Origin of the sequence: Blautia sp. 210820-DFI.6.14 (genome assembly GCF_020558815.1) — a bacterium.
In the GTDB taxonomy this organism is placed as follows: domain Bacteria; phylum Bacillota; class Clostridia; order Lachnospirales; family Lachnospiraceae; genus Blautia_A; species Blautia_A obeum.
In genome coordinates this window covers 24,336-47,310 of the sequence record NZ_JAJCKS010000008.1, presented here as the reverse complement: position 1 = coordinate 47,310, position 22,975 = coordinate 24,336, and the positions used below count along the sequence as shown (strand labels likewise).

Below are 22,975 nucleotides of genomic sequence, written 5' to 3'. Positions count from 1 at the left end.
TGGGTCCTTTCTGAGGTACTTGTTTATTCTTCTGGATGTTGTGACAGGGTATCGGCATAAAGCTCTGGCAGTGTCAGGGTGCAGGTGGTACCCTCGCCCGGGTGACTGTTGATCTTCAGCCCGTATTTCCGGCCAAAGTTCAGATGGATACGATCATTTACATTTGCTACGCCGATTTTTTTGCGGTCTTTGTGCGGGTTCAGATCAGTCTGAGTCATCTCGAATCCTTTTCCGTTATCCTGAAGTTCCAGGATCATATGTCCGTCTTCTTCCCAACAGGTAATATGGATCTTCATGACAGAACCATCATCGGAAGAACCATGCATCACGGAATTTTCCGCGAGCGGCTGCAGGATCAGTTTGGGAACGAGGCAGGAGAGCAGTTCGTCATCCTCAATGTGGAAAGAATATTCGAAACTTCCTGCATATCGGATGCGGAGGATGGCAAAATAATTTTCCAGATTTTCCAGCTCTTCCTGCACGGTGATATATTCGTTCTTATTCGTGAGCGTATTCTGAAGAAGACTGCTGAGCGCCTGGATTCCGTCACTGACGATCTGGTCATTGTGCATGGCTGCCACAAAGCGCAGACTGTTTAAGGTGTTAAAAAGAAAATGAGGATTGAGTTGATACTGGAGCATCTGAAGTTCCAGCTCTCTTTTTTTCTTTTCCTGTTCTTTTTGCTGTTCGAGAAGATTCTGGATGGTATCTGCCATGTGGTTCATGCTGCCGGACAGGTCCGAAAGTTCATCTTTGTGGTTATCCTGAATACGGATATTCAGGTTTCCGTGGGATAATTCTTTACAGAAATCCAGCATGCTTCTGATCGGGGAGGTGATTCCCGGATATACCATTGCGACGATCCCGATGCACATGAGGACCAGGATCACTGCCACGATCAGAATCCGGCGAAGCATGGTATAAACTTCGGAATTGATATAATGATAAGGCATAGTGTACACAAAAAGCTGATTGAGATTTTTATTGAAAATATAAGTGACCAGCTGTTCTTCGCCATCTTTGTGGATGCTGAAGGAATCAGTCCTGGAAGGAAGCTTCTGCTGGATATTTTTGAGAAATTCGCTGTCAACTTTTTCACCGAGTGCGATATCTCTGTCCCAGGAGGAAAGAACAGTACCGTCCATGTTCATATACATAATATTAGAAGAATCTGCCAGTCCCACCGGTTCGAGGACTGTCTTGGAAAAAATCTTCTCATCGATGGAAATCAGGGTGTAACCGATCACGCGGCTTTCGCTGTACTGTTCATAGATCCTTCTTCCAAGGACCAGAATGTCTCTGTCACGGTAGGTGTGTACATACGCCCATACATCCTGATTTTCCAGGCGCAGCCGGTCGAGGAGCATGTCTACATCATTCTGATAGAAACCGTCATAGCCAAGATCATAAAAAATATTTCCGTCGGTATCATATACGGTGATATTTTTGGCCTGTGCCGGATAGATGATCTTGGTGCGAACCATATGTTGGATCTCATTGATCGCCTGATTTTTCTCAATATCTGACATATCTTTGTTCAGAAGCCCGTCCTTGATCTCTTCGCTGATGCAGATAGAGCCACACAGATACTGATATTTTTCAATCTCACTTACCATATTCAGATTGATCATCGATAAAGTCTGAGAAATGGAAGCAGAAAGTTTTTCCCGGAGTGCTACGGAAAAGATATGAAAGGAATAGCCACTGATTCCTGCCAATGGTATAATGGATATCAGCAAAAGAGCGATGACAAGCCTTGTTTTGATACTGAATTTACGAAATCCCTGATAACGTTGTTTTTTATTCATTTTTCTCCCCGCCTTTTTATCCATTATACTAAAAAAAGTCAGGATAATCCATCCAAAACACAAATAGAAAAAGATTGTACATATTTATCACAAGAAAATCTATATCATATAATTTTTACAAGAAAAAGTTCCATAAGCAGGGCTGTTTTGTTAATTTACTACAAAAATATTTTGCCGTATACTGTCATCATAAGGCGAACGTAAAAAAGCCAGAACGAAGGAGGAAACAAACATATGAAGAAAAGATTTGCAGCTTCTGCTATGATCCTTGCGATGAGCGCAGCTAGCGTACTCTCACCACTCACTGCATTTGCAGACGCGGAAGAACAGGAACTGAACATCGCAATCTTCCAGGGTGGATACGGAGATGCTTACTGGAATCAGATGGTAGAACTCTTTGAGGAAAGTCATGAGGGCGTGAAAGTAAACATGACCATCAGCCCTACCATCGGTGATATCATTCGTCCACAGATCGTTGCCGGAAATGTACCGGATTTTATCTGCCTGAATGATGGCGGTGAGGACGGCGTGATCCTTTCTCTGATCAAAGAACATGCACTTCTGAACCTGAACGATGTTTTTGATGGCGAAAACTATGCAGGAACCGGTACACTCCGTGATGATATCACAGATGGAATCCTTGCAAGCAGCAAGTGTGCACCATATGGAGATGGCGATATCTATCTCGCACCGTTCAACAGCGGTCCACAGGGCCTGATCTACAATAAGACATTCTTCGACGAAAACAATCTGGAAGTTCCGAAGACCTGGGATGAGTTCTTTGCACTTGGTGATACAGTCAAAGATATCGACGGACGTTCCCTCTTTACTTATCAGGGAATCTATCCGGGATATATGGAAGAAATGCTCTGGCCGGCAATTGCAAATGAGTGTGGTGAAGAAGCTCTCACAAAGATCGCAAATTATGAAGAAGGCTCCTTTAATAATGAAGGCGTGCTGAAAGCCCTCACTCATATCAAAGAGATTGCAGATAAGGGATATCTTCTGGAAGGTACAGTAGGTATGAACCATACAGAATCCCAGACAGAGATGATGCTTGGAAAAGCTGCTTTTATCACAAATGGAACCTGGATGGAAAATGAGATGCAGGATGCTCCGAGAGAAGACGGATTTGAGTTTGCCATGGCTCCGATCCCGACAGAGAATGCAGATGATGTTCACTATGTATTCGACAGCTGCGAGCAGTTCTCTATTCCGGCAGCTGCAAAGAATCAGGAACTCGCAAAAGAATTCCTCCGTTTCCTGTACAGCGATGAATCTGTATCTGCATTTGCAGAAGCTTCCGGTGCCCTTTACGCAACAAAGAGTGCCCGTGAAGTGGCAAAAGACAAACTTTCTACAGCAATCTACAACATGTACGGAATCTATGACGAAGCAAATGCCTCTTCTCTGATCATGAGCTTCTCAGCAGTTCCGGCTGACTGCAAGATCAATCCAAAAGATGAGATTTTTAACCCGATCACTTCTGTTATGAACGATGAAATGACAGTAGAAGAGTGGGCACAGAATGTAGAGGACGCTTTTGCACAGGTTCGTGCAGACCAGGAAGCTGCCAAATAAATATCTTTTTTGTTATTTACAGAATGAATGTTGTCCGATTAAGCGAAAAGGCTGCTGCACAAGGTATGCGGCAGCCTTTTTTTACCCCAAAATGATTTGAAATCTGAAAAAAGGAGTGACCAGACGTGGTAAAAAAGCCAAAATTATTTATAGCTTTGTGTACGCTTCCCGCGTTGATTCTTACGATTGTTTTTATGATCGTACCGATGCTGAATGCCATCTATCTGTCATTTACCAGTTCCACAGCACTCAGTGTTGGATTCAACAGTAAGTTTGTATTTCTGGATAATTATATTTATATGTTCAAAGACAAGGACTTTGTGCAGGCGCTTTTTAATACGTTTAAACTGATGCTTGTGATTCCGGCTCTGACGATTTTTCTGAGCCTGATATTTGCTTTCATCCTTACACAGGGAGAACTTCGGGAGAAATCTTTTTATCGTACCGTATTCTTTTTTCCGAGTGTTGTATCCATGACGGTTGTCGGGATTGTATGGTCTTTTGTGTTTAATCCGACAAGAGGAATCCTCAATCATATGCTGGATCTGTTTAACCTGTCTTCCTGGAAACATGCCTGGCTCGGAGAGGGAAAAACAGCTCTCTGGTGTATCGGTGCCGCACTGGTGTGGCAGGCGATCGGTTATTATATGGTAATGCATGTGGCTTCGATTGACGGGATCTCTCAGGAAATTTATGAAGCGGCCTCGATCGATGGAGCGACCGGAGTCCAGAAGTTTTTCAGGATCACGATCCCGCTTCTTCGCAGATCCATCGGAACGACCTATATCCTTTCTCTGTCCGGAACGATCAATCTGAGTTTTACTCTGTCTAATGTCATGACGGGAGGAGGACCGAACGGTGCTTCCAGTGTCCTTTTGCAGTATATGTACACGCAGGGCATGCGAAATGCAAACTTTGGCTATGCGATGGCAATCGCCATGTTTACGCTTCTGCTTGCAATCGTGCTTGCGCTGATCTCACGAAAACTGTCAGCTGAGAAAGAATAGGAGGGAGACTGATGAAAACTGTAAGAACCTGGTGTATCAGGATCCTGATGATTCTGTTTACAATTATTTTTCTTTATCCGCTTTTCTGGAACCTGATGTCTGCGTTTAAGACAAATGCGGAGTATCTGACAGATCCTTATGCACTGCCGGTATCACTGAATCTGGATAATTTTGTCGCTGCATGGCAGAAGGCAAATATTGCAGCGTATTTTGGAAATTCTGTGTTTGTAACGGTATTGTCTACGGCATTGCTTCTGCTGTTTGTCATACCGATTTCTTACGTACTGGCAAGATACCGCTTTGCCGGAAGCAAACTGATCTCCACAATCTATATGGCATGTATTTTCCTCCAGGCAACGTATATCATGATCCCGCTTTTCCTGGAATTGCAGGCAATCAATGGGCTGAATAATCTGCCGGTACTCTGTCTGGTCTATGCGGTCATGCAGTTCCCGTTCTGCATTTTTACTCTGCAGGGCTTTATGTCTGCTGTGCCAAAAGACTATGAAGAATCTGCCCGGATCGATGGTGCCACAAACCTTCAGCTTCTTCTGAAAGTTATGGTTCCGCTTGCAAAACCGGGAATTGCAACGATCACAATGTTGAGCGCAATGGGATTCTGGAACGAATATCCGCTGGCACTGGTCCTTCTGACCGATGATGCCAAAAAGACCCTTCCGATCGGAATGGCAAATCTGTTTGAGATACAGAAGTATGCGACAGACTGGGGTGCACTGTTTGCGGGACTTGTGATCATTATGATCCCGACCATGATCATTTATCTGATCGGACAGAGATATCTGCTGCAGGGAATCGGGGCAGGCGGCCTGAAAGGGTGAATTGGATTTTTTTGAAGAAGGAGAAGAGATATGCCGACAGATCAGGAATTGATTAAGATTGTTCCGTCGAAGCGTCAGCTTAAGTATCAGGAAACGGAATTTTATGCATTTTTTCACTTTGGGATGAATACGTATACGAACCGGGAATGGGGAGACGGTACGGAAGGTCCCGGGGTTTTTGATCCGCAGGAATTTGACGCCGGGCAATGGGTATCGGCGGTGAAAGCGGCAGGAATGAAAGGCGTGATCCTTACCTGCAAGCATCATGACGGATTTTGTCTGTGGCCGACGAAATATACGCAGCATAGTGTCGCTTCGAGTCCATGGAAGGATGGAGCGGGGGATGTAGTACGGGAAGTTTCGGATGCCTGCCGCCGTTATGGCTTGAAGTTTGGAATCTATCTTTCTCCGTGGGACCGGAATCAGCCATGTTATGGAAGAGGGAAGGAATATGACGATTATTATATCGCACAGTTGACAGAACTGCTGACCGGGTATGGGGAGATATTCAGTGTCTGGCTGGACGGGGCCTGTGGGGAAGGTCCGAATGGAAAGAAGCAGGTTTATGACTGGGAGAGATATTATGCATGTGTACGGAAGTATCAGCCAGATGCCTGCATCTGCGTCTGCGGACCGGACATCCGATGGTGTGGAAATGAAGCCGGCGATGTAAGAAAATCAGAGTGGAGTGTAGTTCCTGCGCGGACAGCTCTGGCAGAAAGTGTGCAGGAAAGAAGTCAGCAGTCGGACGATGAAGAATTTCGCCAGAGGAAGATCACCAGTGATATGGAAGACCTTGGAAGCCGTATCGCTCTTGAGGGCGAACATGATCTGATCTGGTATCCGGCAGAGGTAAATACCTCGATCCGACCGGGATGGTTTTATCATCCGGAAGAGGATGGCCAGGTGAAAAGCCTGGAAGAACTGGTCCATATTTATCTGGGGTCTGTTGGTGGAAATGCAACATTTCTTCTGAATATCCCGCCAATGTCGAACGGGCTTCTGCATGAGAATGATGTGGAGCGTCTGAGGGAACTGGGAGAATGGCAGCAGAGAAGTTTTTCCCGCAATCTGCTGGAGGAATCCCACAGACCGGTGGAACTTGTCTTTGCATTGGATGAAGCAGAAGATGTCGGGTATCTGGTACTAAAAGAAGAAATCCGGAATAGCCAGAGAGTAGAGGCTTTTGAAGTATTTGTAAGAGATCAGGGAGAGTGGGAGAAGGTCTATACAGGAACTGTAATCGGGTACAAAAAAATCATCCCACTTTTTAAAGAAAACGTGAAAGAAATCAGAATCGTACTGAACGATTACAGAGTTCTGCCACAGATTTCCTTTGTTGGAGTATATCCGAGGAAGAAATAAAGTACAGAGTCAACCCCAAAAGAGAAAGCAGATGACCTAAATTCTATAAAGACAAAAATAAACCATCCAGGAGCGTTGCAAATGGATGGTTTATTTTCTGGTTTTACCATTTCTGTGCACGTTTCTCAATGAAATCCAGAATGGCATACAGCCCCATTGCGATCACGCACAGGATTACGATGGACATCAGCACCCATGTCAGCTTAAAGGTCTGGGAACCGTAGATGATCAGATATCCAAGCCCCTGCCTTGCACCAATGAATTCACCGATGATCACGCCGACCAGGCACAATCCAATATTGACTTTCATCACACTCAGGATGAGAGGCACGGAAGACGGAAGGACAATCTTTGTCAGTTCGTCTTTTTTTGTGCCGCCGAGGGTGCGGATGAGTTTCAGTTTTTCCGGGTCAGCTTCGCGGAAGCCGGTGTAGAGATTGATGACTGAGCCAAAGATTGCCACAGACATTCCGGCAACGATGATCGTCCGGATATTTGCACCGAGCCACACGATCAGGAGCGGGGCAAGGGCGGATTTTGGCAGACTGTTCAGGACGACGAGGTAAGGCTCCAGGATCCGTGAAAGCTTTGGACAGCACCATAGAAGAACCGCCGTGCCGATCCCGAGAAAAACGGTAAAGACAAAGCTGACCAGAGTTTCCATCAGCGTGATCCCGATATGTGTAAACAGAGACTGATCCTGTACCATCTTAAAAAATGTTCGCCAGATCTCAGACGGACTGCTGAAGATAAAAGAATCGATCCATCCCTGTCTGGCAGATACTTCCCACAAAAGGAGAAAGCCCAGGAACAGAAAGATCCTGGACACATGGATCAGATATTTTTCACGCCGGACACAGGCCAGATATTTTTTCTGTGCAGGAGAAAGGTCAGGCATACTGGTTCAGCTCCTTCCAGATAAGATTGAAATAAGACTTAAATTCCGGTGCACCGCGTGCGGCAAGAGGGGTCCTTTCATCCAGTGACAGTCGGATCGGGACAATACGCGCGACATAGGCAGGACGGGCAGAAAGGATGATCACACGGTCTGCCATGCTGATCGCTTCGGAAATATCGTGCGTAACAAGGATCGCGGTTTTCTGTTCTTTTTTGAGGATGCGACCGATGTCATCGCTGACATTCAGACGTGTCTGATAATCCAGTGCAGAGAAAGGCTCGTCAAGCAGCAAAAGTTCCGGTTTCAGGGAAAGTGTGCGGATAAGAGCCGCACGCTGGCGCATGCCGCCGGATAACTGCGAAGGACGGGCGGTGCGGAACTTGTCAAGCCCGTAGGTGTCAAGCATTTTTTCGATGTATGCAAGTTTTTCAGGCGTTTTTTCCTTACGGATCTCAAGACCGAGGAGGATATTCCGGTAGATGCTTCTCCATTCCAGAAGATGGTCTTTCTGGAGCATATATCCAATGCGTGGATCGCCGGGAGACGGAGGGATGCCGTTCATAAGAATCGTGCCTTCTTCTGCTGGGAGCATGCCGCAGATCAGATTCAGGAGCGTGGATTTTCCGCAGCCGGATGGACCGACAACGGCAAGAAATTCACCGGGCATCAGGTCAAACGATATATTTGAAAGAGCTTTCGTCTCTCCGGATACGGTATGGTAAGAAAGAGAAACATTTCTGATCTCCAGAAGGGGTTTCATACAAAATACCTCGAAAGAGAATCTATATTTTAAGATATGCGGGAGAGTGCATCTGTGTTATGATAGGAAAAAGGATCACGGAAACAGTCTGACACAGAAAGATCCATATAGAAATTTCAGCAATAATCTTACAAGAGGAATATCACCATGAATAAACGAAATTATCAGAAAGAGCTTGACCGGCTCATTGAAAACATAACAAAAGAGGGAAAAGTTCCACGGCTTTTTCTTCACAGCTGCTGTGCACCGTGCAGCAGTTATGTGCTGGAATATTTATCTCAGTATTTTGAGATTACAGTATTTTTTTATAATCCCAATATCTCATTGGAGGAAGAATACCGTAAGCGAGTCGCAGAGATTCGCCGTCTGGTAGCGGAAATGTCTTTTACACATCCGGTTCATATCGAAGAAGGCACCTATGATCCGCAGGTATTTTATGAAATGGCGAAAGGTATGGAAAAAGTTCCGGAGGGTGGCGAACGTTGCTTCAAATGCTACCGCCTCCGAATGGAAGAAGCAGCAAAACTTGCCAGAGAGGGAAACTATGATTATTTTACAACGACGCTTTCAATCAGTCCTCTGAAAAATGCAGAGAAGATCAACGAGATTGGCGAAGAACTGGCAGAAATTTACAAAGTACCTCATCTTCCATCTGATTTCAAGAAGAAAAACGGCTACAAGCGTTCGATTGAATTATCTCACGAGTTTGATCTTTACCGGCAGAATTACTGTGGCTGCGTCTTTTCGAAGCGCGAACAGGAAGAAAAACTGAAACAAAAACTGAAATAAAAACAAATTTCAGAGAGTTCTGCTCTTTGATTTTCCACTGGAATGTGGTAAACTGATAGAAAATTATGCACTGTGGGATTCTGGTGAGATCTGGCAGTGGCAAAATCACCGTACAATAAGGAGGACATTATGGCACAGTTATGGGGAGGACGTTTCACAAAGGAAACGGACAAACTTGTATACAATTTCAATGCTTCTATTTCATTTGACCAAAAATTTTATAAACAGGATATCCGCGGAAGTAAAGCTCATGTCAGAATGCTGGCCAAGCAGGGCATCCTGACAGAAGAAGAAAGAGATCAGATCCTTGGCGGTCTGGACAGTATTCTTGCAGATGTAGAATCCGGAAAACTGGAGATTACATCTGAATATGAAGATATTCACAGTTTTGTAGAGGCAAATCTGATTGACCGTATCGGAGATCCGGGTAAGAAGCTTCATACAGGAAGAAGTCGTAATGACCAGGTTGCTCTTGATATGAAATTGTATGTGCGTGATGAGATCGAAGAGATCGATGCAGAACTGAAGAAACTTCTGGAAGCTCTTCAGGTGATCATGGAGAATAATGTGCACACATATATGCCTGGATTTACGCATTTGCAGAAAGCACAGCCGGTTACACTGGCACATCATGTAGGGGCATATTTTGAGATGTTCCGCAGGGACAGAAGCCGTATGGCTGATATTCGTAAACGTATGAATACCTGTCCGCTTGGAGCAGGTGCGCTTGCAGGAACCACTTATCCGCTGGACAGATTTTATACTGCAGAGCTGTTGGGCTTTGACGGACCGACGAGAAACAGTATGGATTCCGTATCTGACAGAGATTATGTGATCGAACTACTTTCTGCCATGTCCACAGTCATGATGCATCTGAGCCGTTTCTGCGAGGAAATCATTCTCTGGAATTCCAACGAATACCGTTTTGTGGAGATCGATGACGCATACAGCACCGGAAGCAGTATTATGCCGCAGAAGAAGAACCCTGATATCGCAGAGCTTGTAAGAGGTAAGACGGGACGTGTTTATGGTGCACTGACTTCTATCCTGACAACTATGAAAGGTATTCCGCTTGCATATAACAAAGATATGCAGGAAGATAAAGAACTGACCTTTGATGCGATTGATACCGTAAAAGGCTGTATTGCCCTGTTTACAGGTATGGTCTCTACCATGGAATTCCGTAAAGATGTCATGGAAGCAAGTGCAAAGAACGGCTTTACTAACGCAACAGATGCTGCAGACTATCTGGTAAATCACGGAGTTCCGTTCCGTGATGCACATGGTATTGTAGGCCGCCTGGTACTGACCTGTATTGATAAGGGAATCTCTCTTGATGAACTTCCGCTTGAAGAATACAAAGAAATCTCACCTGTATTTGAACAGGATATTTATGAGGCAATCAGCATGAAGACATGTGTGGAAAAACGTGAGACATATGGTGCTCCGGGACCGAAAGTGATGGAGCAGATCATTGCAGAGAACAAAGAATATCTGAAAAATAATTAAAAACCACTTGCATTTTTGATTAAAGTGGTATAGTATGTACAAAGAAAACAGATGTGTGCCGTACAAAGACACATGTGAAATAAACGAGTGAGGAGAACGATTGTTATGAGTGAAAAACTGAGAGTCGGTATTTTAGGTGCTACAGGTATGGTAGGACAGAGATTTATTTCTCTTCTGGAAAACCATCCGTGGTTTGAGGTCGTTACTCTGGCAGCAAGCCCGAGAAGCGCTGGAAAGACATATGAGGAAGCTGTTGGCGGCAGATGGAAAATGGATACTCCAATGCCGGAAGCAGTAAAGAATATCGTAGTTATGAATGTTAATGAAGTAGAAAAAGTTGCTTCTACTGTTGACTTTGTGTTTTCCGCAGTTGACATGTCCAAAGATGAGATCAAAGCGATCGAAGAAGAATACGCAAAGACAGAGACTCCTGTTGTTTCCAACAACAGTGCACATCGCTGGACACCGGATGTGCCGATGGTAGTGCCGGAAATCAACCCGGAACATTTTGATGTGATCCAGTATCAGAAGAAACGCCTTGGTACTACTAAGGGATTCATCGCTGTTAAACCAAACTGCTCCATTCAGAGCTATGCACCGGTACTTACTGCCTGGAAAGAATTTGAACCATATGAAGTAGTTGCTACTACATATCAGGCAATTTCCGGAGCAGGAAAGACATTTAAAGACTGGCCGGAAATGGAACACAATATCATTCCATATATCGGTGGAGAAGAAGAAAAGAGCGAGAAAGAGCCGTTGAGACTGTGGGGTAAGATTGAAGACGGAGTGATCGTACCGGCAACAGAACCAGTCATCACATGCCAGTGCCTGCGTGTTCCGGTACTGAACGGACATACAGCAGCAGTATTTGTTAAATTCCGTAAAAAACCTACAAAAGAACAGTTGATCGAAGCTCTGAGAAACTTCAAAGGTCTTCCTCAGGAACTGGAACTTCCGAGTGCACCGAAACAGTTCATCCAGTATCTGGAAGAAGACAACCGTCCGCAGGTAAGCGAGGATGTCAACTACGAACACGGAATGGGCGTATCTGTTGGACGTCTCCGTGAAGACACTGTTTATGATTATAAGTTTGTAGGACTTTCTCATAATACCGTAAGAGGAGCTGCCGGTGGTGCTGTACTCTGCGCAGAAACTCTGAAAGCAAAAGGCTATATTACAAAGAAATAAAAATCATTTCAAATAATGATATTTAACCAGAACTGTCCTGACAGGAAATAAAGTCTGCCAGGGCAGTTTTTTTGCGCTTTTCTGTCAAAAAAAGACATGGAGAAAACGGAAGATTTATGTTATCATAGATGGACAAGGTTAAGACAGAAAGGAAATTGAGCAAAATGGAGAAGGTATATCTTACAAAGCTCGCCCCCAACTGTGGATGTGCAGCGAAAGTAGGTCCGGGAACGCTGGCAGGTGTACTTTGTGGACTGCCGAAATTTCAGGATCCGAATCTTCTTGTTGGAACAGAAACATCTGATGATGCAGCTGTTTACAGAATTTCGGACGAACTGGCAATGATTCAGACCCTTGATTTTTTTACGCCGGTTGCAGACGATCCATATGATTTTGGGCAGATAGCAGCGGCGAATGCATTGAGTGACGTCTATGCTATGGGTGGTGAGCCGAAAACCGCATTGAATATTGTTGCTTTCCCGAAGGATATGGATACAGCAATCCTTGGTGAGATTCTGAAGGGCGGAGCGGACAAAGTAATGGAAGCGGGAGCTGTACTTGCCGGTGGGCATACGATCCAGGATGATACACCGAAGTATGGCCTGAGCGTAACAGGCTTTGTACATCCAGAGAAGTTCTGGAAGAATTACGGAGCTCAGACAGGTGACAGGCTGATCCTTACAAAACCGCTTGGAACGGGTATTGTGAATACGGCTATCAAAGCCGATATGGTATCTGAAGAGGCGCGGGAAGCAGCTTTGAAATCTATGAAGACGCTAAACAGATATGCCCGTGATGTATTAAAAAGACATACTGTTCATGCCTGTACAGATGTGACAGGGTTTGGTCTTGGCGGACATGGAACGGAAATGGCAGACGGTAGTAAGAAGACACTTGTGATCGATGCAAAAGCACTTCCGATTCTTCCGGATGTAGAAGAATATGCCTCTATGGGACTGATTCCGGGAGGTGCATATCGCAACCGGGAATTTGCAGCAAAATCCGGTTACATAAGCACAGCAGAACTCTGGCGGGAGGATCTGGTCTTTGATCCGCAGACGTCTGGCGGACTTCTTGCGGCGGTTCCGGCAGATGAAGCAGAAGAGATACTTCTGGAATTGAGTGAATCTGCTCTTTCCTGTGCGATGATCGGTGAAGTGACTGACCGGGAAAATCACGCACTGGAGATTCGATAACTGACAGTTATCGAAAATAAATGAAAATTTGTTATAAAAATATCAAACTTTGCGGTATATATATTGAGAATTTATATCAAAAATGCTATAATGCAAGAATACAATATGTGGAGGGAACAAAAGAGTTTATAAGATACTCTGTTCCTTGGAAAGGGAGGTATTTTTTATGAATCAAGAGGATGTACAGAAACTATCAAATGCAGCAAACGCGAAGATTACCCTGCTGAAAAATGACTTTTTCAAGTATTTCATGCGGGCGATCATGGCAGGGTTCTTTATTGTAGTTGCAATGATCTTTTCCAATGTTGTGGGAAATGTGTTCTCAGGGGCCGAAGAACCGGCATGGGGGAAATTCCTGGGGGCGCTCGTGTTCTCGATTGCGGTATTGCTGATTTCGCTGGTAGGCGGCGAGCTTTTTACCGGAAATAATCTGGTGATGGCATTTGGAGCATTTGACAAGAAGATCAGCTGGGGCGATGCGGCTAAAGTATGGGTAGTCAGCTATATCGGTAACTTTGTTGGCTGTCTGATTCTTTCTCTGATTTTTGTATGGGCGGGAGCATCCGGAACAGCAGATTATTTTGCCGGATTTATCGGAAATAAACTTGCAATTCCGGCAGGTCAGATGTTTTTCCGTGCAGTTTTGTGTAACTTCTTTGTATGTCTTGGGGTTCTTTGTGGCATTAAGCTTAAGAGCGAAGTTGCAAAGTTTTTGATGATCGTTATGTGTATTTCTGGATTTGTTGTCAGCGGATTTGAGCACTGTGTGGCAAATATGGGTATCTTTGTAACAGCAGGATGTCTGGTACCGGGAGTTTCCATTGGAGCAATGGTTAAGAGCATGATAATCGTCACTTTGGGAAATATGGCAGGCGGTGCGCTTCTTCTTGCATGGCCTCTCAGAAAGATGAGTGCAGATAAATAATATGGGTAAATCCTTATACATAGCTGAGAAACCAAGTGTTGCTCAGGAATTTGCGAAAGCATTAAAAATTAACGGACAGAGAAAGGATGGCTATCTGGAATCAGAAGATTCTGTAGTGACCTGGTGTGTTGGGCACCTGGTCACTATGAGCTATCCTGAAAAATATGATATCAAGTATAAAAGGTGGAGTTTGGATACCCTGCCTTTTTTACCGCGTGAATTTAAGTATGAAGTGATTCCGGGGGTGCAGAAACAGTTTAACATTGTTAAGGGGCTTCTGAACCGTCCGGATGTAGAGAGGATTTATGTGTGTACCGACTCCGGGCGTGAGGGAGAATATATCTATCGTCTGGTGGCACAGATGGCGGGTGTGAAAGATAAAGAGCAGCGTAGAGTATGGATCGATTCCCAGACAGAGGAAGAAATCCTTAGAGGAATCCGCGAGGCAAAAGAACTGTCAGTCTATGACAATCTGGCAGATTCTGCCTATTTGCGGGCAAAGGAAGATTATCTGATGGGAATCAATTTTTCCAGAGTCCTGACTTTGCGTTATGGCAACAATGTTTCTAATTACCTGAACAGTAAATATCAGGCAATCTCCGTAGGCAGAGTCATGACATGTGTGCTTGGAATGGTTGTGCGTCGCGAACGGGAGATCCGATCTTTTGTGAAAACCCCGTTTTACCGTGTCCTTTCCAGTATTGCACTGGAAGGAGAACACTTTGATGGAGAATGGAGAGCAGTAGAAGGAAGCAGATATTTCCAGTCGCCGTACCTTTATAAGGAGAATGGCTTCAAAGAAAAGAAACATGCCGAGGAACTGATTCGGATGTTGGAGTCGGAACAACCCTTGTCCTGCCGCGTAGAAAAGGTGGAACGCAAAAAAGAAAACAAAAATCCGCCACTTTTATTTAACCTGGCAGAGCTTCAGAATGTCTGCTCCAAACTGTTCAAGATCAGTCCGGACGAGACACTTCGTATTACACAGGAATTGTATGAGAAAAAACTGGTGACTTATCCCAGAACTGATGCCAGAGTGCTGTCGAGTGCGGTTGCAAAAGAAATTTATAAAAATATTTCAGGACTGCGTCGATATCTGATGATCGACAATGCAGCAGATGAGATTTTACAGATGGGTTCTTACAAAACAATCGCAAAAACCAGATATGTCAATGATAAACAGATTACAGATCATTATGCGATCATCCCGACAGGTCAGGGATTAAATGTTCTGAAAAGTCTTTCTCAGACATCACAGAGAGTTTATGAGACGATCGTACGACGTTTCCTCTGTATTTTCTGTCCGCCGGCAGTTTATCAGAAAGTCAGTCTGGTGACAGAGATGCAGAAAGAAAAGTTCTTTTCCGGTTTCAAGGTGCTGCAGGAAGAAGGATACCTGAAATATGCGACGAATTCTTTTGCCAGAAAATCAGCAGCAGACAGATCACAGGAGTCCGGCAAAGAAGACAGTGAGGAGGCATCCTGTGACGTGCAGCTTTTGAATGCGTTGCAGCGACTGAAAAAGAATGATATACTGACCGTAGATGCTCTGAACATTAAAGAGGGAGAAACGTCTCCGCCGAAACGGTATAATTCAGGTTCTATGATTCTGGCAATGGAAAATGCAGGTCAGCTGATCGAAGATGAGGAACTGAGAGCACAGATCAAGGGAAGCGGAATCGGAACCAGTGCAACAAGGGCAGAGATTCTTAAGAAACTTGTTTCTATCAAATACTTGTCATTAAATAAAAAGACACAGGTAATCACACCAACGCTTCTTGGAGAGATGATATTTGATGTTGTAAACTGTTCGATTCGTCAGCTTCTGAATCCTGAACTGACAGCAAGCTGGGAAAAGGGCCTTACATATGTGGCAGAGGGAAGTATTACTTCACAGGAGTACATGGACAAACTGGAACATTTTGTGCGTCTGCGTACCGCTCAAGTGGAACAGAGTAATTATCAGTATGCACTGCGGCAGTTTTTTGACGCAGCCGCTGCGAATTATAAATCGAAGCCAATGGCTTCCAGACGAGGAGGAAAATCATAATCATGTTAAAAGATTTTACAGTTGCAAATCTTCTGGATTTGAATGAAACAATAGCTGCAGAGTTGTTTGAAGGAAAGACATATCCGTGGGAAGTTCTCCCGGAAATCAGTGATTTTATTATGAAACTTGGTCCGACACTTAATCCGTCTGAGTATGAGTGTAAGGATGGCAATGTATGGATCGCAAAATCTGCCAAAATAGCTCCAACTGCTTATATCAATGGGCCGGCTATTATCGGTAAGGATGCGGAAGTCCGCCATTGTGCATTTATCCGTGGAAATGTAATTGTGGGAGAAGGAGCAGTTGTCGGAAATTCCACAGAACTCAAAAATGCAGTCCTTTTTAATAAAGTACAGGTTCCGCATTATAACTATGTAGGAGATGCTGTTCTTGGATACAAATCCCATATGGGCGCAGGTTCTATCTGCTCCAACGTTAAGTCAGACAAGAAACTGGTCGTTGTCAAAGATGGTGATGAGAAGATAGAGACAGGACTGAAGAAATTTGGTGCCATGCTTGGTGACTATGTAGAAGTTGGATGTGGCTCTGTGCTGAACCCTGGAACTGTGATCGGCAGAAATACGAATATATATCCGCTTTCACCGGTAAGAGGCTGCATTCCGGCAGACAGTATCTACAAAAACGCAGCCGAGATCATCAAAAAGAATTAAGGCCGGCCAAAATAGTCTTTAAAGAAAAAAGAGATTCCGGATGATCACAAGGATTGTGATATGTACGGGATAGAATAAATAAAAGAAATACTTCGCGGCTTTTCCTCGGATAAAGCCGCGTTTTCCATTGTACATATTAATGGAAATAAAGGCAAAACAGGCTTTCCATTCATAACTCAGCCAGCAGCTTCCAACGATCGCCTGGGATACTTTCTCATTTCGGAGAAGATACATCAGAACGAGAAAGATGAAACCACGCCATCCGTAATCTGCATGCAGCAGGATAGAGATACCGAGGAGAGCAAGCAGAGAGAAAAGCTGCATCCACGGTGTTTCCCAGAAGTATTCAAGAGCACAGAAGGCAAGATATCCAAGAAAGAGAGTAAAAAAAACATTCTGTTTATCAGCATAATGCCAGGTGTTTGAAAACATAAAATTCCACGGAATTTCGGAAATTAGCGCAAACAGCAGCAGATTCCGGCCATATTTTCTGCGGTCATGCGTATGAAGGAATCCTTCGACGATCAGGAAACAGAAAATAGGAAAAGCACATCGTCCGATATCGCGGACAATACGATAGAAAGTAATTCCTTTTCCATTGATATAAAAGAGCTCCGTGAGCGCCGGCGGATAGTGGCTGAGTATGATTGCACCTGTATGATCGATCAGCATGGCAATACAGGCAAGCAGTTTCAGCATGCTGCCACTTAGAATCTGAAAGCGTGCCGGAAAAATGCTTGGAGGGAGTTTGTCAGACATAGAATTTTCTCCTTGTTTTTTAATGAATTTTATCACATTTATACAAGAACGGCAATTATATGATATCCATATAGAAAAGTTCGTATTATTTGACATAAGTTTGACTGGACTAACGGTAGTGATTTGTGAGAAAATACATTCAGGTTGTTAGTCTATCTTTTAACAACATCATAAGTAAATCTATACTTGAAAGGAGTTTTAACATGATTTATTCACGCGAAGTAGAAGAAATGTGCCCAGTTGCACAGGGTGTCCATCACGGCGCCGCTCCAATCCCGGAAGAAGCAAAATGGGTTCAGGCTAAGGAAGTGAAGGACATTTCCGGTTTCACACATGGTGTAGGCTGGTGTGCTCCTCAGCAGGGTGCCTGTAAGCTGTCCCTGAACGTAAAAGAAGGTATCATCCAGGAAGCACTGGTTGAGACAATCGGATGCTCAGGTATGACTCATTCCGCAGCTATGGCATCTGAGATTCTTCCAGGATTGACTGTTATGGAAGCTCTGAATACAGACCTTGTTTGTGATGCTATCAACACAGCTATGAGAGAACTTTTCCTTCAGATCGTATACGGACGTTCCCAGTCTGCATTCTCTGAAGACGGACTTGCAGTAGGTGCTGGTCTGGAAGACCTTGGTAAAGGACTTCGTTCTCAGGTTGGTACAATGTACGGAACACTTAAAAAAGGTCCTCGTTACCTGGAAATGGCAGAAGGCTATGTTACAGGTATCGCTCTTGACGAAGATAATGAAATTATCGGTTATCAGTTCGTAAGCCTTGGCAAAATGACTGACTTCATCAAAAAAGGTGATGACCCGAACACAGCATGGGAAAAAGCAAAAGGTCAGTACGGCCGTGTTGCAGATGCTGTTAAGATCATCGACCCGCGTAAAGAATAATTATACCGATTATAATTTCAGGAGGATAAGTAAATGGCTTTATTTGAATCATATGAGAGACGAATTGACAAAATCAATTCAGTTTTAAACAGCTATGGAATCGCTTCTATCGAAGAAGCAGAGAAAATCACTAAAGATGCAGGCCTTGACGTATACAATCAGATCAAAGGCATTCAGCCGATCTGCTTCGAGAACGCTTGCTGGGCATACATCGTAGGTGCAGCTATCGCAATCAAAAAAGACTGCAGAAGAGCAGCTGACGCAGCAGCAGCTATCGGTGAAGGACTTCAGGCTTTCTGTATTCCTGGCTCCGTTGCTGATACACGTAAAGTAGGTCTTGGACATGGTAACCTTGGTAAAATGCTTCTGGAAGAAGAAACAGACTGCTTCTGCTTCCTGGCTGGACATGAGTCCTTCGCAGCAGCTGAGGGTGCTATCGGTATTGCTGAAAAAGCAAACAAAGTTCGTAAAAAACCTCTTCGTGTTATCCTGAACGGTCTTGGAAAAGACGCTGCTCAGATCATCTCCCGTATCAACGGATTTACATATGTAGAGACAGAGTATGATCCATACAAGAACGAAGTTAAAGAAGTATTCCGTAAATCTTATTCTGAAGGACTTCGTGCAAAAGTTAACTGCTATGGTGCTAACAGCGTTCCGGAAGGTGTTGCTATCATGTGGAAAGAAGGCGTTGACGTTTCTATCACAGGTAACTCCACAAACCCGACTCGTTTCCAGCATCCGGTTGCAGGTACTTACAAGAAAGAATGCAACGAAAAAGGAAAGAAATACTTCTCCGTTGCATCCGGTGGTGGTACAGGACGTACACTTCATCCAGACAACATGGCAGCAGGTCCTGCTTCCTACGGTATGACAGATACACTTGGACGTATGCATTCTGACGCTCAGTTCGCAGGATCTTCTTCCGTACCGGCTCACGTAGAAATGATGGGTCTGATCGGCGCAGGAAACAACCCGATGGTTGGTATGACTGTAGCTGTAGCTGTAGCTGTTGAGGAGGCAGCTAAGGAAGGCAAGTTCTAAGAAATCCAGTAAAATCAAGGGTTTAAGAAGTTGTAAGAAGTAGAAAAAAGTAGGAAAATGTATGTTATTCATACATTATTCCTACACTACTTCTACACACCTATTCCTACACTGAAAAAACATATTATTTTATTTTTTCTATATCCTCTCGCAACCATTCTAAATCACGTACGGTGTAAGTGGATTCAGTTATATCTTGAATTGAATGACCGACCATTTCTTTGAGGGCGTATTCATCCATTCCGGCTTTTTTACCCATCGTAACAAATGTTGTTCGAGGATCATGAGGTCTGTGTTCGGGATTCAAGTTTAATTGTTTAACAACCTTTTCAAAACGACTTGCATATTTGTCGTATGTTACAGACCAGGAACCAGAGTGAGTTTGTCCTTTATCATTGAAAAGATAATCGCTGTTTATAGAAAGGGCGAAATCATAATTGCGTTTCACAAGTTCTTTGATTTTGGAATGAATAGGAACAATCCGTTGCTTTCCGGCTTCCGTTTTCATTCCTGCTTGCATATACCATTTCTCCAAATTTACTTCATCTAAGCGTAAAGTAGCAAGTTCTTGAGGTCGCCATCCCATATAGCATTGTATGATAATCCAGTCTGTAAATTTAACATCATCAACATTTTTCCATAAAAGATCCATTTCTTTATTATCAAAGGGAAAATGCTTTTTCTTGTTTTTTTCTATTTCAACGATAACATCTCCAGAGAGCTCAAATGTTCTTGCATAATTCATTGGTACAATTTCGTATTCTAAAGCATAGTCTAGCATGTTATTGAATAGTGATTTTATTCTCGATTTAGTTCCTGGAGTTGCATAAACTTTTTCCCCTTTCTTTTTTCCGCGAGTTTCAATTCGAAAACCTTCCTCCATACACCCTTTAATATGTCGAGATCTGATGTCTTTCGCACGCATATCATATATAGAAGAACAATAAGCCCATGCCGAGTTTACAGTCCTAATATAGTTGTCTGTGGCATTTTTAAAATACTCAGCAGTCCATTTTTCGTAAAGCTCTTTCACTGTAATGTCCGGCTTTAAGTCATATGGATTTTTATTATATTCTACTAATGCGGCATAGGCGTCGTTATAAGTTGGAAAATAGGATTCCGGTTTTAGTGGCTTACATATAGGACGACCAGTAGATGTTTTTCCAACAGTAACCATTGCCCGATATGGGTTTCTAAGGTTTCGATTTTTGATTTGACTTATCTGTCCAAAGCCGTTAGGAAGTCGTTTTCTTTTATTATTTTTATTGCGGGGCTTTCTTGGTTTGATGTCTGGCTGTATCGGATATCCACAATGTGGGCAGAAAGTAGCTTTATCGCTTATCTGTAATTCGCATTCGGGACATTTTAGCAGCATATTTCATACCTCCTTCACGATATTAAAATGAGTTTTGTGTGTGGCAATGTTGATTTATCATGAGTAATCATATATGCTAGTGTAGGAATTGTCAACTCCTACACTCAATATTTTAAAGGGTTTTAATATATGGTTAGTAATGATAAATCAATTTGTCAGAATTGTGGGTCTAAATTAAAACGGTATGATAAGGTTTCAAGAATAGTACGGACGAAAGGCGGAAAAACTTCGTGGATAGAGATTGAACGTTTTCGATGTCCCGTTTGCGGTCAAATACATAGAGAGTTACCAGATTATATTTTTCCGTATAAGCAATACGAAGCGGAGGTGATTCGTGGTGTGTTGGAAGGTTTTATTACTTGTGAAACTTATGGATATGAAGATTATCCATGTGAAATGACCATGATTCGATGGAGGAATTCGCAGGAATTACAACTCCTTTTGTGAAGAATAAAACGAAAGGAGAAAAATCATGTCAAAAGAGGAACGGCACTTACAGACTAAGATTCGAATGTTTGAGGACATACTTTTAAGAACAAAGAATCCAAGTCAAGTAGACAACATCCAAATGGAATTGACAAGGATGAGAGCAAAATTGCAAAAATTATACTTCAAAAGAATGGAGTCCTAACAAGGGCTCTTTCTTTTTTGTGTGTATCGTTTTGCCACTGAGGTTGTTTTAACAAATCGCAAGTCTTATCCTAGAATAGCCGTTGAAAGGAGGTAACAGCCAATGGAAGAAATTGCATTTACACCGGGGTCTGTTCCAGTGGTAGTGGTAGCCAGAGTGTATGGAAAAGATGCTTCTTGGGTTCGTGCCGGTATTATATCCGGGTGGCTACCAATTGGAAAAGCTACTAGAAATGGTAAATTGATAACCAACATTGAGGAGATGAATTCAAGATACGGACGCATCAATTTTTACATCTCTCCGAAACGGCTTTGGGAGGAAACGGGATATTTGTGGAAAGGAGAGAAAAATTAAAAATGGGCACAACAATTCGTCCGGAATTATCGGAGAAAAATCCATATTGGATTGAACGTCATCGTTATTATGAGCTGAAGCATTTTTGTCTTCAATATCCAATCTGGAAAAAAGCATATGCAGCCTTGGATGGGCTTAGCCGCCGACCTTCCGATTTAGAAGTCTTTTCGAAAAAGGGAGAGATTAGCGATCCAACTGTTCGGTGTGTAGAAGCTCGATCCTATTATATTGAGCGTATGAAGACTGTTGAGCAGGTAGCGATTGCAACGGATGCGGAGTTATCCAGCTATATTCTAAAAGGAGTAACCGAAGGATGGTCTTATGACATCTTGAAAGCTAGGTTAAATATTCCATGCTGCAAGGATGTTTATTACAACTTATACAGACGATTCTTCTGGTTATTGAACAAAGCGAGGGATTGAAATGAAAATTATAGACATAGCAGTCAAGAAGGTCTATCGTTTCAACTGTCCGAATTGTCAGAGTCGTCTGGAAGCCGACAGTAAAGAAGTGGTAGATATCGGAGGAAAGGTGTGTAAATTCCATTGCCCTATGTGCCGGAAAGAGCGGTACATTGCTTGGTCTGACATGAGAAAGAAAATCGTGTATGAGGGTGAGAATACGCAATAATTACATCTCCTATTGTGAAAGGAGGTCGTTTAAATGATTAAATCAAAATTTGGACCGATAACAAATCCTAAAACAGGTATGAGCAAAGACATTGTTATAAATGCTTTGTCAAAAGAAAGTCTTAAAGACATTTTAATAGGTGGAGGTATTGTGATGGTAGGTATTACCTATCTAGCATTATCAACGTTTAAAAATGGAGCAAAGGCTTTTGAAACGGCGGAGTATGAAACATTGGAATCGCTTGATTTGTTTACTAATTAACGGTCAAAGACAAACGTCATTTAATAACAGATTTAAAGACTGAGCCAGCAATGGCTCTTTCTTTTTATCCTAGATTAAAATGCAGTACCGAGGTATCTGAAAGACATGTTATGTTGATATTTGAAAAAATCCCGGGTGGGAAATTTGGAAAAAGGTTTTTTGAAAGGTGGGGACAAAATATGGAACTGATTATTTGTATTATTGTTGGCATCATTATCGGAATTGTCTTCGGACGACGAGTGTTTCGAAGCGATGTCGTGGGTTCGCTGCGAGTTGATCAATCAGATCCGGATAGCGGACCTTATTTGTTTTTGGAGCTGTCTCATGAAGGGGTAGATGCGATATATAAGAAAAAATATGTTGTCCTAAAAGTCAACATCCAAGATTATATTTCGCACGAATAACAAGTCCTTTTATGGAACAGTTAATGAATTCA

At 43.2% G+C, this 22,975-nt stretch carries 24 protein-coding genes; 19 read left to right on the top strand and 5 right to left on the bottom strand.

The features are described from left to right. Positions 1–23: 23 nt before the first annotated feature. A complete protein-coding gene (locus tag LI112_RS08350) occupies positions 24–1,808 on the bottom strand; it encodes a sensor histidine kinase (protein ID WP_227190527.1) in 1,785 nt (594 codons plus the stop codon). A gap of 234 nt (positions 1,809–2,042) precedes the next feature. Between LI112_RS08350 and LI112_RS08345 the strand changes: the two genes are divergently transcribed. The 4 genes from LI112_RS08345 to LI112_RS08330 all read left to right on the top strand — a co-directional run bounded on the left by LI112_RS08345 (position 2,043) and on the right by LI112_RS08330 (position 6,600). Further along, positions 2,043–3,389: a carbohydrate ABC transporter substrate-binding protein gene (locus tag LI112_RS08345; protein WP_022388998.1), complete on the top strand. Its 1,347-nt coding sequence runs from the start codon at positions 2,043–2,045 to the stop codon at positions 3,387–3,389. Positions 3,390–3,514: 125 nt separating this feature from the next. Continuing rightward, the gene (locus tag LI112_RS08340) at positions 3,515–4,396 is read left to right on the top strand and encodes a carbohydrate ABC transporter permease (RefSeq protein WP_173907955.1); all 882 of its coding nucleotides are present in this window, start codon (positions 3,515–3,517) and stop codon (positions 4,394–4,396) included. A gap of 11 nt (positions 4,397–4,407) precedes the next feature. Continuing rightward, on the top strand, positions 4,408–5,235 hold the full coding sequence (locus tag LI112_RS08335) for a carbohydrate ABC transporter permease (RefSeq protein WP_022388996.1): 828 nt from the start codon (positions 4,408–4,410) through the stop codon (positions 5,233–5,235). Between the two features lie 30 nt (positions 5,236–5,265). Next, on the top strand, positions 5,266–6,600 hold the full coding sequence (locus LI112_RS08330) for an alpha-L-fucosidase (protein ID WP_227190526.1): 1,335 nt from the start codon (positions 5,266–5,268) through the stop codon (positions 6,598–6,600). Between the two features lie 103 nt (positions 6,601–6,703). Here the strand turns inward: LI112_RS08330 and LI112_RS08325 are convergent, their stop codons facing one another. Then, a complete protein-coding gene (locus tag LI112_RS08325) occupies positions 6,704–7,498 on the bottom strand; it encodes an ABC transporter permease (protein ID WP_055055164.1) in 795 nt (264 codons plus the stop codon). Then, positions 7,491–8,258, bottom strand: a complete 768-nt coding sequence (locus LI112_RS08320) for an ABC transporter ATP-binding protein (RefSeq protein WP_055065486.1) — start codon at positions 8,256–8,258, stop codon at positions 7,491–7,493. The genes LI112_RS08325 and LI112_RS08320 overlap by 8 nt, the downstream gene beginning before the upstream one ends. A gap of 147 nt (positions 8,259–8,405) precedes the next feature. On the opposite strand from LI112_RS08320, the gene LI112_RS08315 reads away from it, so the two are divergent. From LI112_RS08315 to LI112_RS08285, 7 genes are all read left to right on the top strand, one after another. After that, positions 8,406–9,047 (top strand): epoxyqueuosine reductase QueH, encoded by a 642-nt coding sequence (locus LI112_RS08315; RefSeq protein ID WP_022389353.1) that lies wholly within the window; start codon positions 8,406–8,408, stop codon positions 9,045–9,047. A gap of 129 nt (positions 9,048–9,176) precedes the next feature. Next, positions 9,177–10,556, top strand: a complete 1,380-nt coding sequence (gene argH, locus LI112_RS08310) for an argininosuccinate lyase (RefSeq protein ID WP_044924829.1) — start codon at positions 9,177–9,179, stop codon at positions 10,554–10,556. A 105-nt stretch (positions 10,557–10,661) separates the two neighbouring features. Continuing rightward, positions 10,662–11,747 (top strand): aspartate-semialdehyde dehydrogenase, encoded by a 1,086-nt coding sequence (gene asd / locus LI112_RS08305; protein WP_022389355.1) that lies wholly within the window; start codon positions 10,662–10,664, stop codon positions 11,745–11,747. Positions 11,748–11,911: 164 nt separating this feature from the next. Next, positions 11,912–12,943, top strand: coding sequence for a selenide, water dikinase SelD (gene selD / locus LI112_RS08300; RefSeq protein WP_117738934.1), 1,032 nt, complete (start codon positions 11,912–11,914; stop codon positions 12,941–12,943). Between the two features lie 166 nt (positions 12,944–13,109). After that, positions 13,110–13,868, top strand: coding sequence for a formate/nitrite transporter family protein (locus LI112_RS08295; RefSeq protein ID WP_022389357.1), 759 nt, complete (start codon positions 13,110–13,112; stop codon positions 13,866–13,868). Position 13,869: 1 nt separating this feature from the next. Further along, a complete protein-coding gene (locus tag LI112_RS08290) occupies positions 13,870–15,918 on the top strand; it encodes a DNA topoisomerase (protein ID WP_227190525.1) in 2,049 nt (682 codons plus the stop codon). A 2-nt stretch (positions 15,919–15,920) separates the two neighbouring features. Next, positions 15,921–16,589: a UDP-N-acetylglucosamine pyrophosphorylase gene (locus LI112_RS08285; RefSeq protein WP_055055169.1), complete on the top strand. Its 669-nt coding sequence runs from the start codon at positions 15,921–15,923 to the stop codon at positions 16,587–16,589. 18 nt (positions 16,590–16,607) lie between these two features. Here LI112_RS08285 and LI112_RS08280 read toward each other — a convergent pair whose 3' ends face one another. After that, complete coding sequence (locus tag LI112_RS08280) at positions 16,608–17,348, bottom strand: TraX family protein (protein ID WP_227190524.1); 741 nt, start codon at positions 17,346–17,348, stop codon at positions 16,608–16,610. A 203-nt stretch (positions 17,349–17,551) separates the two neighbouring features. Between LI112_RS08280 and LI112_RS08275 the strand changes: the two genes are divergently transcribed. Further along, positions 17,552–18,244, top strand: a complete 693-nt coding sequence (locus tag LI112_RS08275; protein WP_005422272.1) for an iron-sulfur cluster assembly scaffold protein — start codon at positions 17,552–17,554, stop codon at positions 18,242–18,244. Positions 18,245–18,277: 33 nt separating this feature from the next. After that, positions 18,278–19,288: a GGGtGRT protein gene (locus LI112_RS08270; protein ID WP_227190523.1), complete on the top strand. Its 1,011-nt coding sequence runs from the start codon at positions 18,278–18,280 to the stop codon at positions 19,286–19,288. Positions 19,289–19,412: 124 nt separating this feature from the next. Here LI112_RS08270 and LI112_RS08265 read toward each other — a convergent pair whose 3' ends face one another. Then, entirely contained in the window at positions 19,413–20,663 is a 1,251-nt protein-coding gene (locus LI112_RS08265; protein WP_004847465.1) for a tyrosine-type recombinase/integrase, read from the bottom strand. A gap of 129 nt (positions 20,664–20,792) precedes the next feature. On the opposite strand from LI112_RS08265, the gene LI112_RS18505 reads away from it, so the two are divergent. From LI112_RS18505 to LI112_RS08235, 6 genes are all read left to right on the top strand, one after another. Beyond that, on the top strand, positions 20,793–21,110 hold the full coding sequence (locus LI112_RS18505; protein WP_004846167.1) for a DUF6431 domain-containing protein: 318 nt from the start codon (positions 20,793–20,795) through the stop codon (positions 21,108–21,110). Positions 21,111–21,396: 286 nt separating this feature from the next. Then, positions 21,397–21,648 (top strand): hypothetical protein, encoded by a 252-nt coding sequence (locus tag LI112_RS08255; RefSeq protein WP_227190521.1) that lies wholly within the window; start codon positions 21,397–21,399, stop codon positions 21,646–21,648. 2 nt (positions 21,649–21,650) lie between these two features. Then, a complete protein-coding gene (locus LI112_RS08250; RefSeq protein ID WP_004846238.1) occupies positions 21,651–22,070 on the top strand; it encodes a hypothetical protein in 420 nt (139 codons plus the stop codon). Between the two features lies 1 nt (position 22,071). Beyond that, the gene (locus LI112_RS08245; protein WP_009320504.1) at positions 22,072–22,278 is read left to right on the top strand and encodes a hypothetical protein; all 207 of its coding nucleotides are present in this window, start codon (positions 22,072–22,074) and stop codon (positions 22,276–22,278) included. A gap of 33 nt (positions 22,279–22,311) precedes the next feature. Continuing rightward, positions 22,312–22,539 carry a hypothetical protein gene (locus LI112_RS08240; RefSeq protein ID WP_004846240.1) on the top strand — a complete coding sequence of 76 codons (228 nt, stop codon included), beginning with the start codon at positions 22,312–22,314 and terminating at the stop codon, positions 22,537–22,539. 179 nt (positions 22,540–22,718) lie between these two features. Continuing rightward, a complete protein-coding gene (locus tag LI112_RS08235) occupies positions 22,719–22,943 on the top strand; it encodes a hypothetical protein (protein ID WP_009320506.1) in 225 nt (74 codons plus the stop codon). Positions 22,944–22,975 lie beyond the last annotated feature (32 nt).

Bases quoted from the DNA above. Each gene is read 5' to 3' on its own strand.
- LI112_RS08350 (WP_227190527.1), bottom strand. From the start codon at position 1,808: ATGAATAAAAAACAACGTTATCAGGGATTTCGTAAATTCAGTATCAAA.
- LI112_RS08345 (WP_022388998.1), top strand. From the start codon at position 2,043: ATGAAGAAAAGATTTGCAGCTTCTGCTATGATCCTTGCGATGAGCGCA.
- LI112_RS08335 (WP_022388996.1), top strand. From the start codon at position 4,408: ATGAAAACTGTAAGAACCTGGTGTATCAGGATCCTGATGATTCTGTTT.
- LI112_RS08330 (WP_227190526.1), top strand. From the start codon at position 5,266: ATGCCGACAGATCAGGAATTGATTAAGATTGTTCCGTCGAAGCGTCAG.
- LI112_RS08325 (WP_055055164.1), bottom strand. From the start codon at position 7,498: ATGCCTGACCTTTCTCCTGCACAGAAAAAATATCTGGCCTGTGTCCGG.
- LI112_RS08320 (WP_055065486.1), bottom strand. From the start codon at position 8,258: ATGAAACCCCTTCTGGAGATCAGAAATGTTTCTCTTTCTTACCATACC.
- LI112_RS08315 (WP_022389353.1), top strand. From the start codon at position 8,406: ATGAATAAACGAAATTATCAGAAAGAGCTTGACCGGCTCATTGAAAAC.
- argH (WP_044924829.1), top strand. From the start codon at position 9,177: ATGGCACAGTTATGGGGAGGACGTTTCACAAAGGAAACGGACAAACTT.
- asd (WP_022389355.1), top strand. From the start codon at position 10,662: ATGAGTGAAAAACTGAGAGTCGGTATTTTAGGTGCTACAGGTATGGTA.
- selD (WP_117738934.1), top strand. From the start codon at position 11,912: ATGGAGAAGGTATATCTTACAAAGCTCGCCCCCAACTGTGGATGTGCA.
- LI112_RS08295 (WP_022389357.1), top strand. From the start codon at position 13,110: ATGAATCAAGAGGATGTACAGAAACTATCAAATGCAGCAAACGCGAAG.
- LI112_RS08290 (WP_227190525.1), top strand. From the start codon at position 13,870: ATGGGTAAATCCTTATACATAGCTGAGAAACCAAGTGTTGCTCAGGAA.
- LI112_RS08285 (WP_055055169.1), top strand. From the start codon at position 15,921: ATGTTAAAAGATTTTACAGTTGCAAATCTTCTGGATTTGAATGAAACA.
- LI112_RS08280 (WP_227190524.1), bottom strand. From the start codon at position 17,348: ATGTCTGACAAACTCCCTCCAAGCATTTTTCCGGCACGCTTTCAGATT.
- LI112_RS08275 (WP_005422272.1), top strand. From the start codon at position 17,552: ATGATTTATTCACGCGAAGTAGAAGAAATGTGCCCAGTTGCACAGGGT.
- LI112_RS08270 (WP_227190523.1), top strand. From the start codon at position 18,278: ATGGCTTTATTTGAATCATATGAGAGACGAATTGACAAAATCAATTCA.
- LI112_RS08265 (WP_004847465.1), bottom strand. From the start codon at position 20,663: ATGCTGCTAAAATGTCCCGAATGCGAATTACAGATAAGCGATAAAGCT.
- LI112_RS18505 (WP_004846167.1), top strand. From the start codon at position 20,793: ATGGTTAGTAATGATAAATCAATTTGTCAGAATTGTGGGTCTAAATTA.
- LI112_RS08255 (WP_227190521.1), top strand. From the start codon at position 21,397: ATGGAAGAAATTGCATTTACACCGGGGTCTGTTCCAGTGGTAGTGGTA.
- LI112_RS08250 (WP_004846238.1), top strand. From the start codon at position 21,651: ATGGGCACAACAATTCGTCCGGAATTATCGGAGAAAAATCCATATTGG.
- LI112_RS08245 (WP_009320504.1), top strand. From the start codon at position 22,072: ATGAAAATTATAGACATAGCAGTCAAGAAGGTCTATCGTTTCAACTGT.
- LI112_RS08240 (WP_004846240.1), top strand. From the start codon at position 22,312: ATGATTAAATCAAAATTTGGACCGATAACAAATCCTAAAACAGGTATG.
- LI112_RS08235 (WP_009320506.1), top strand. From the start codon at position 22,719: ATGGAACTGATTATTTGTATTATTGTTGGCATCATTATCGGAATTGTC.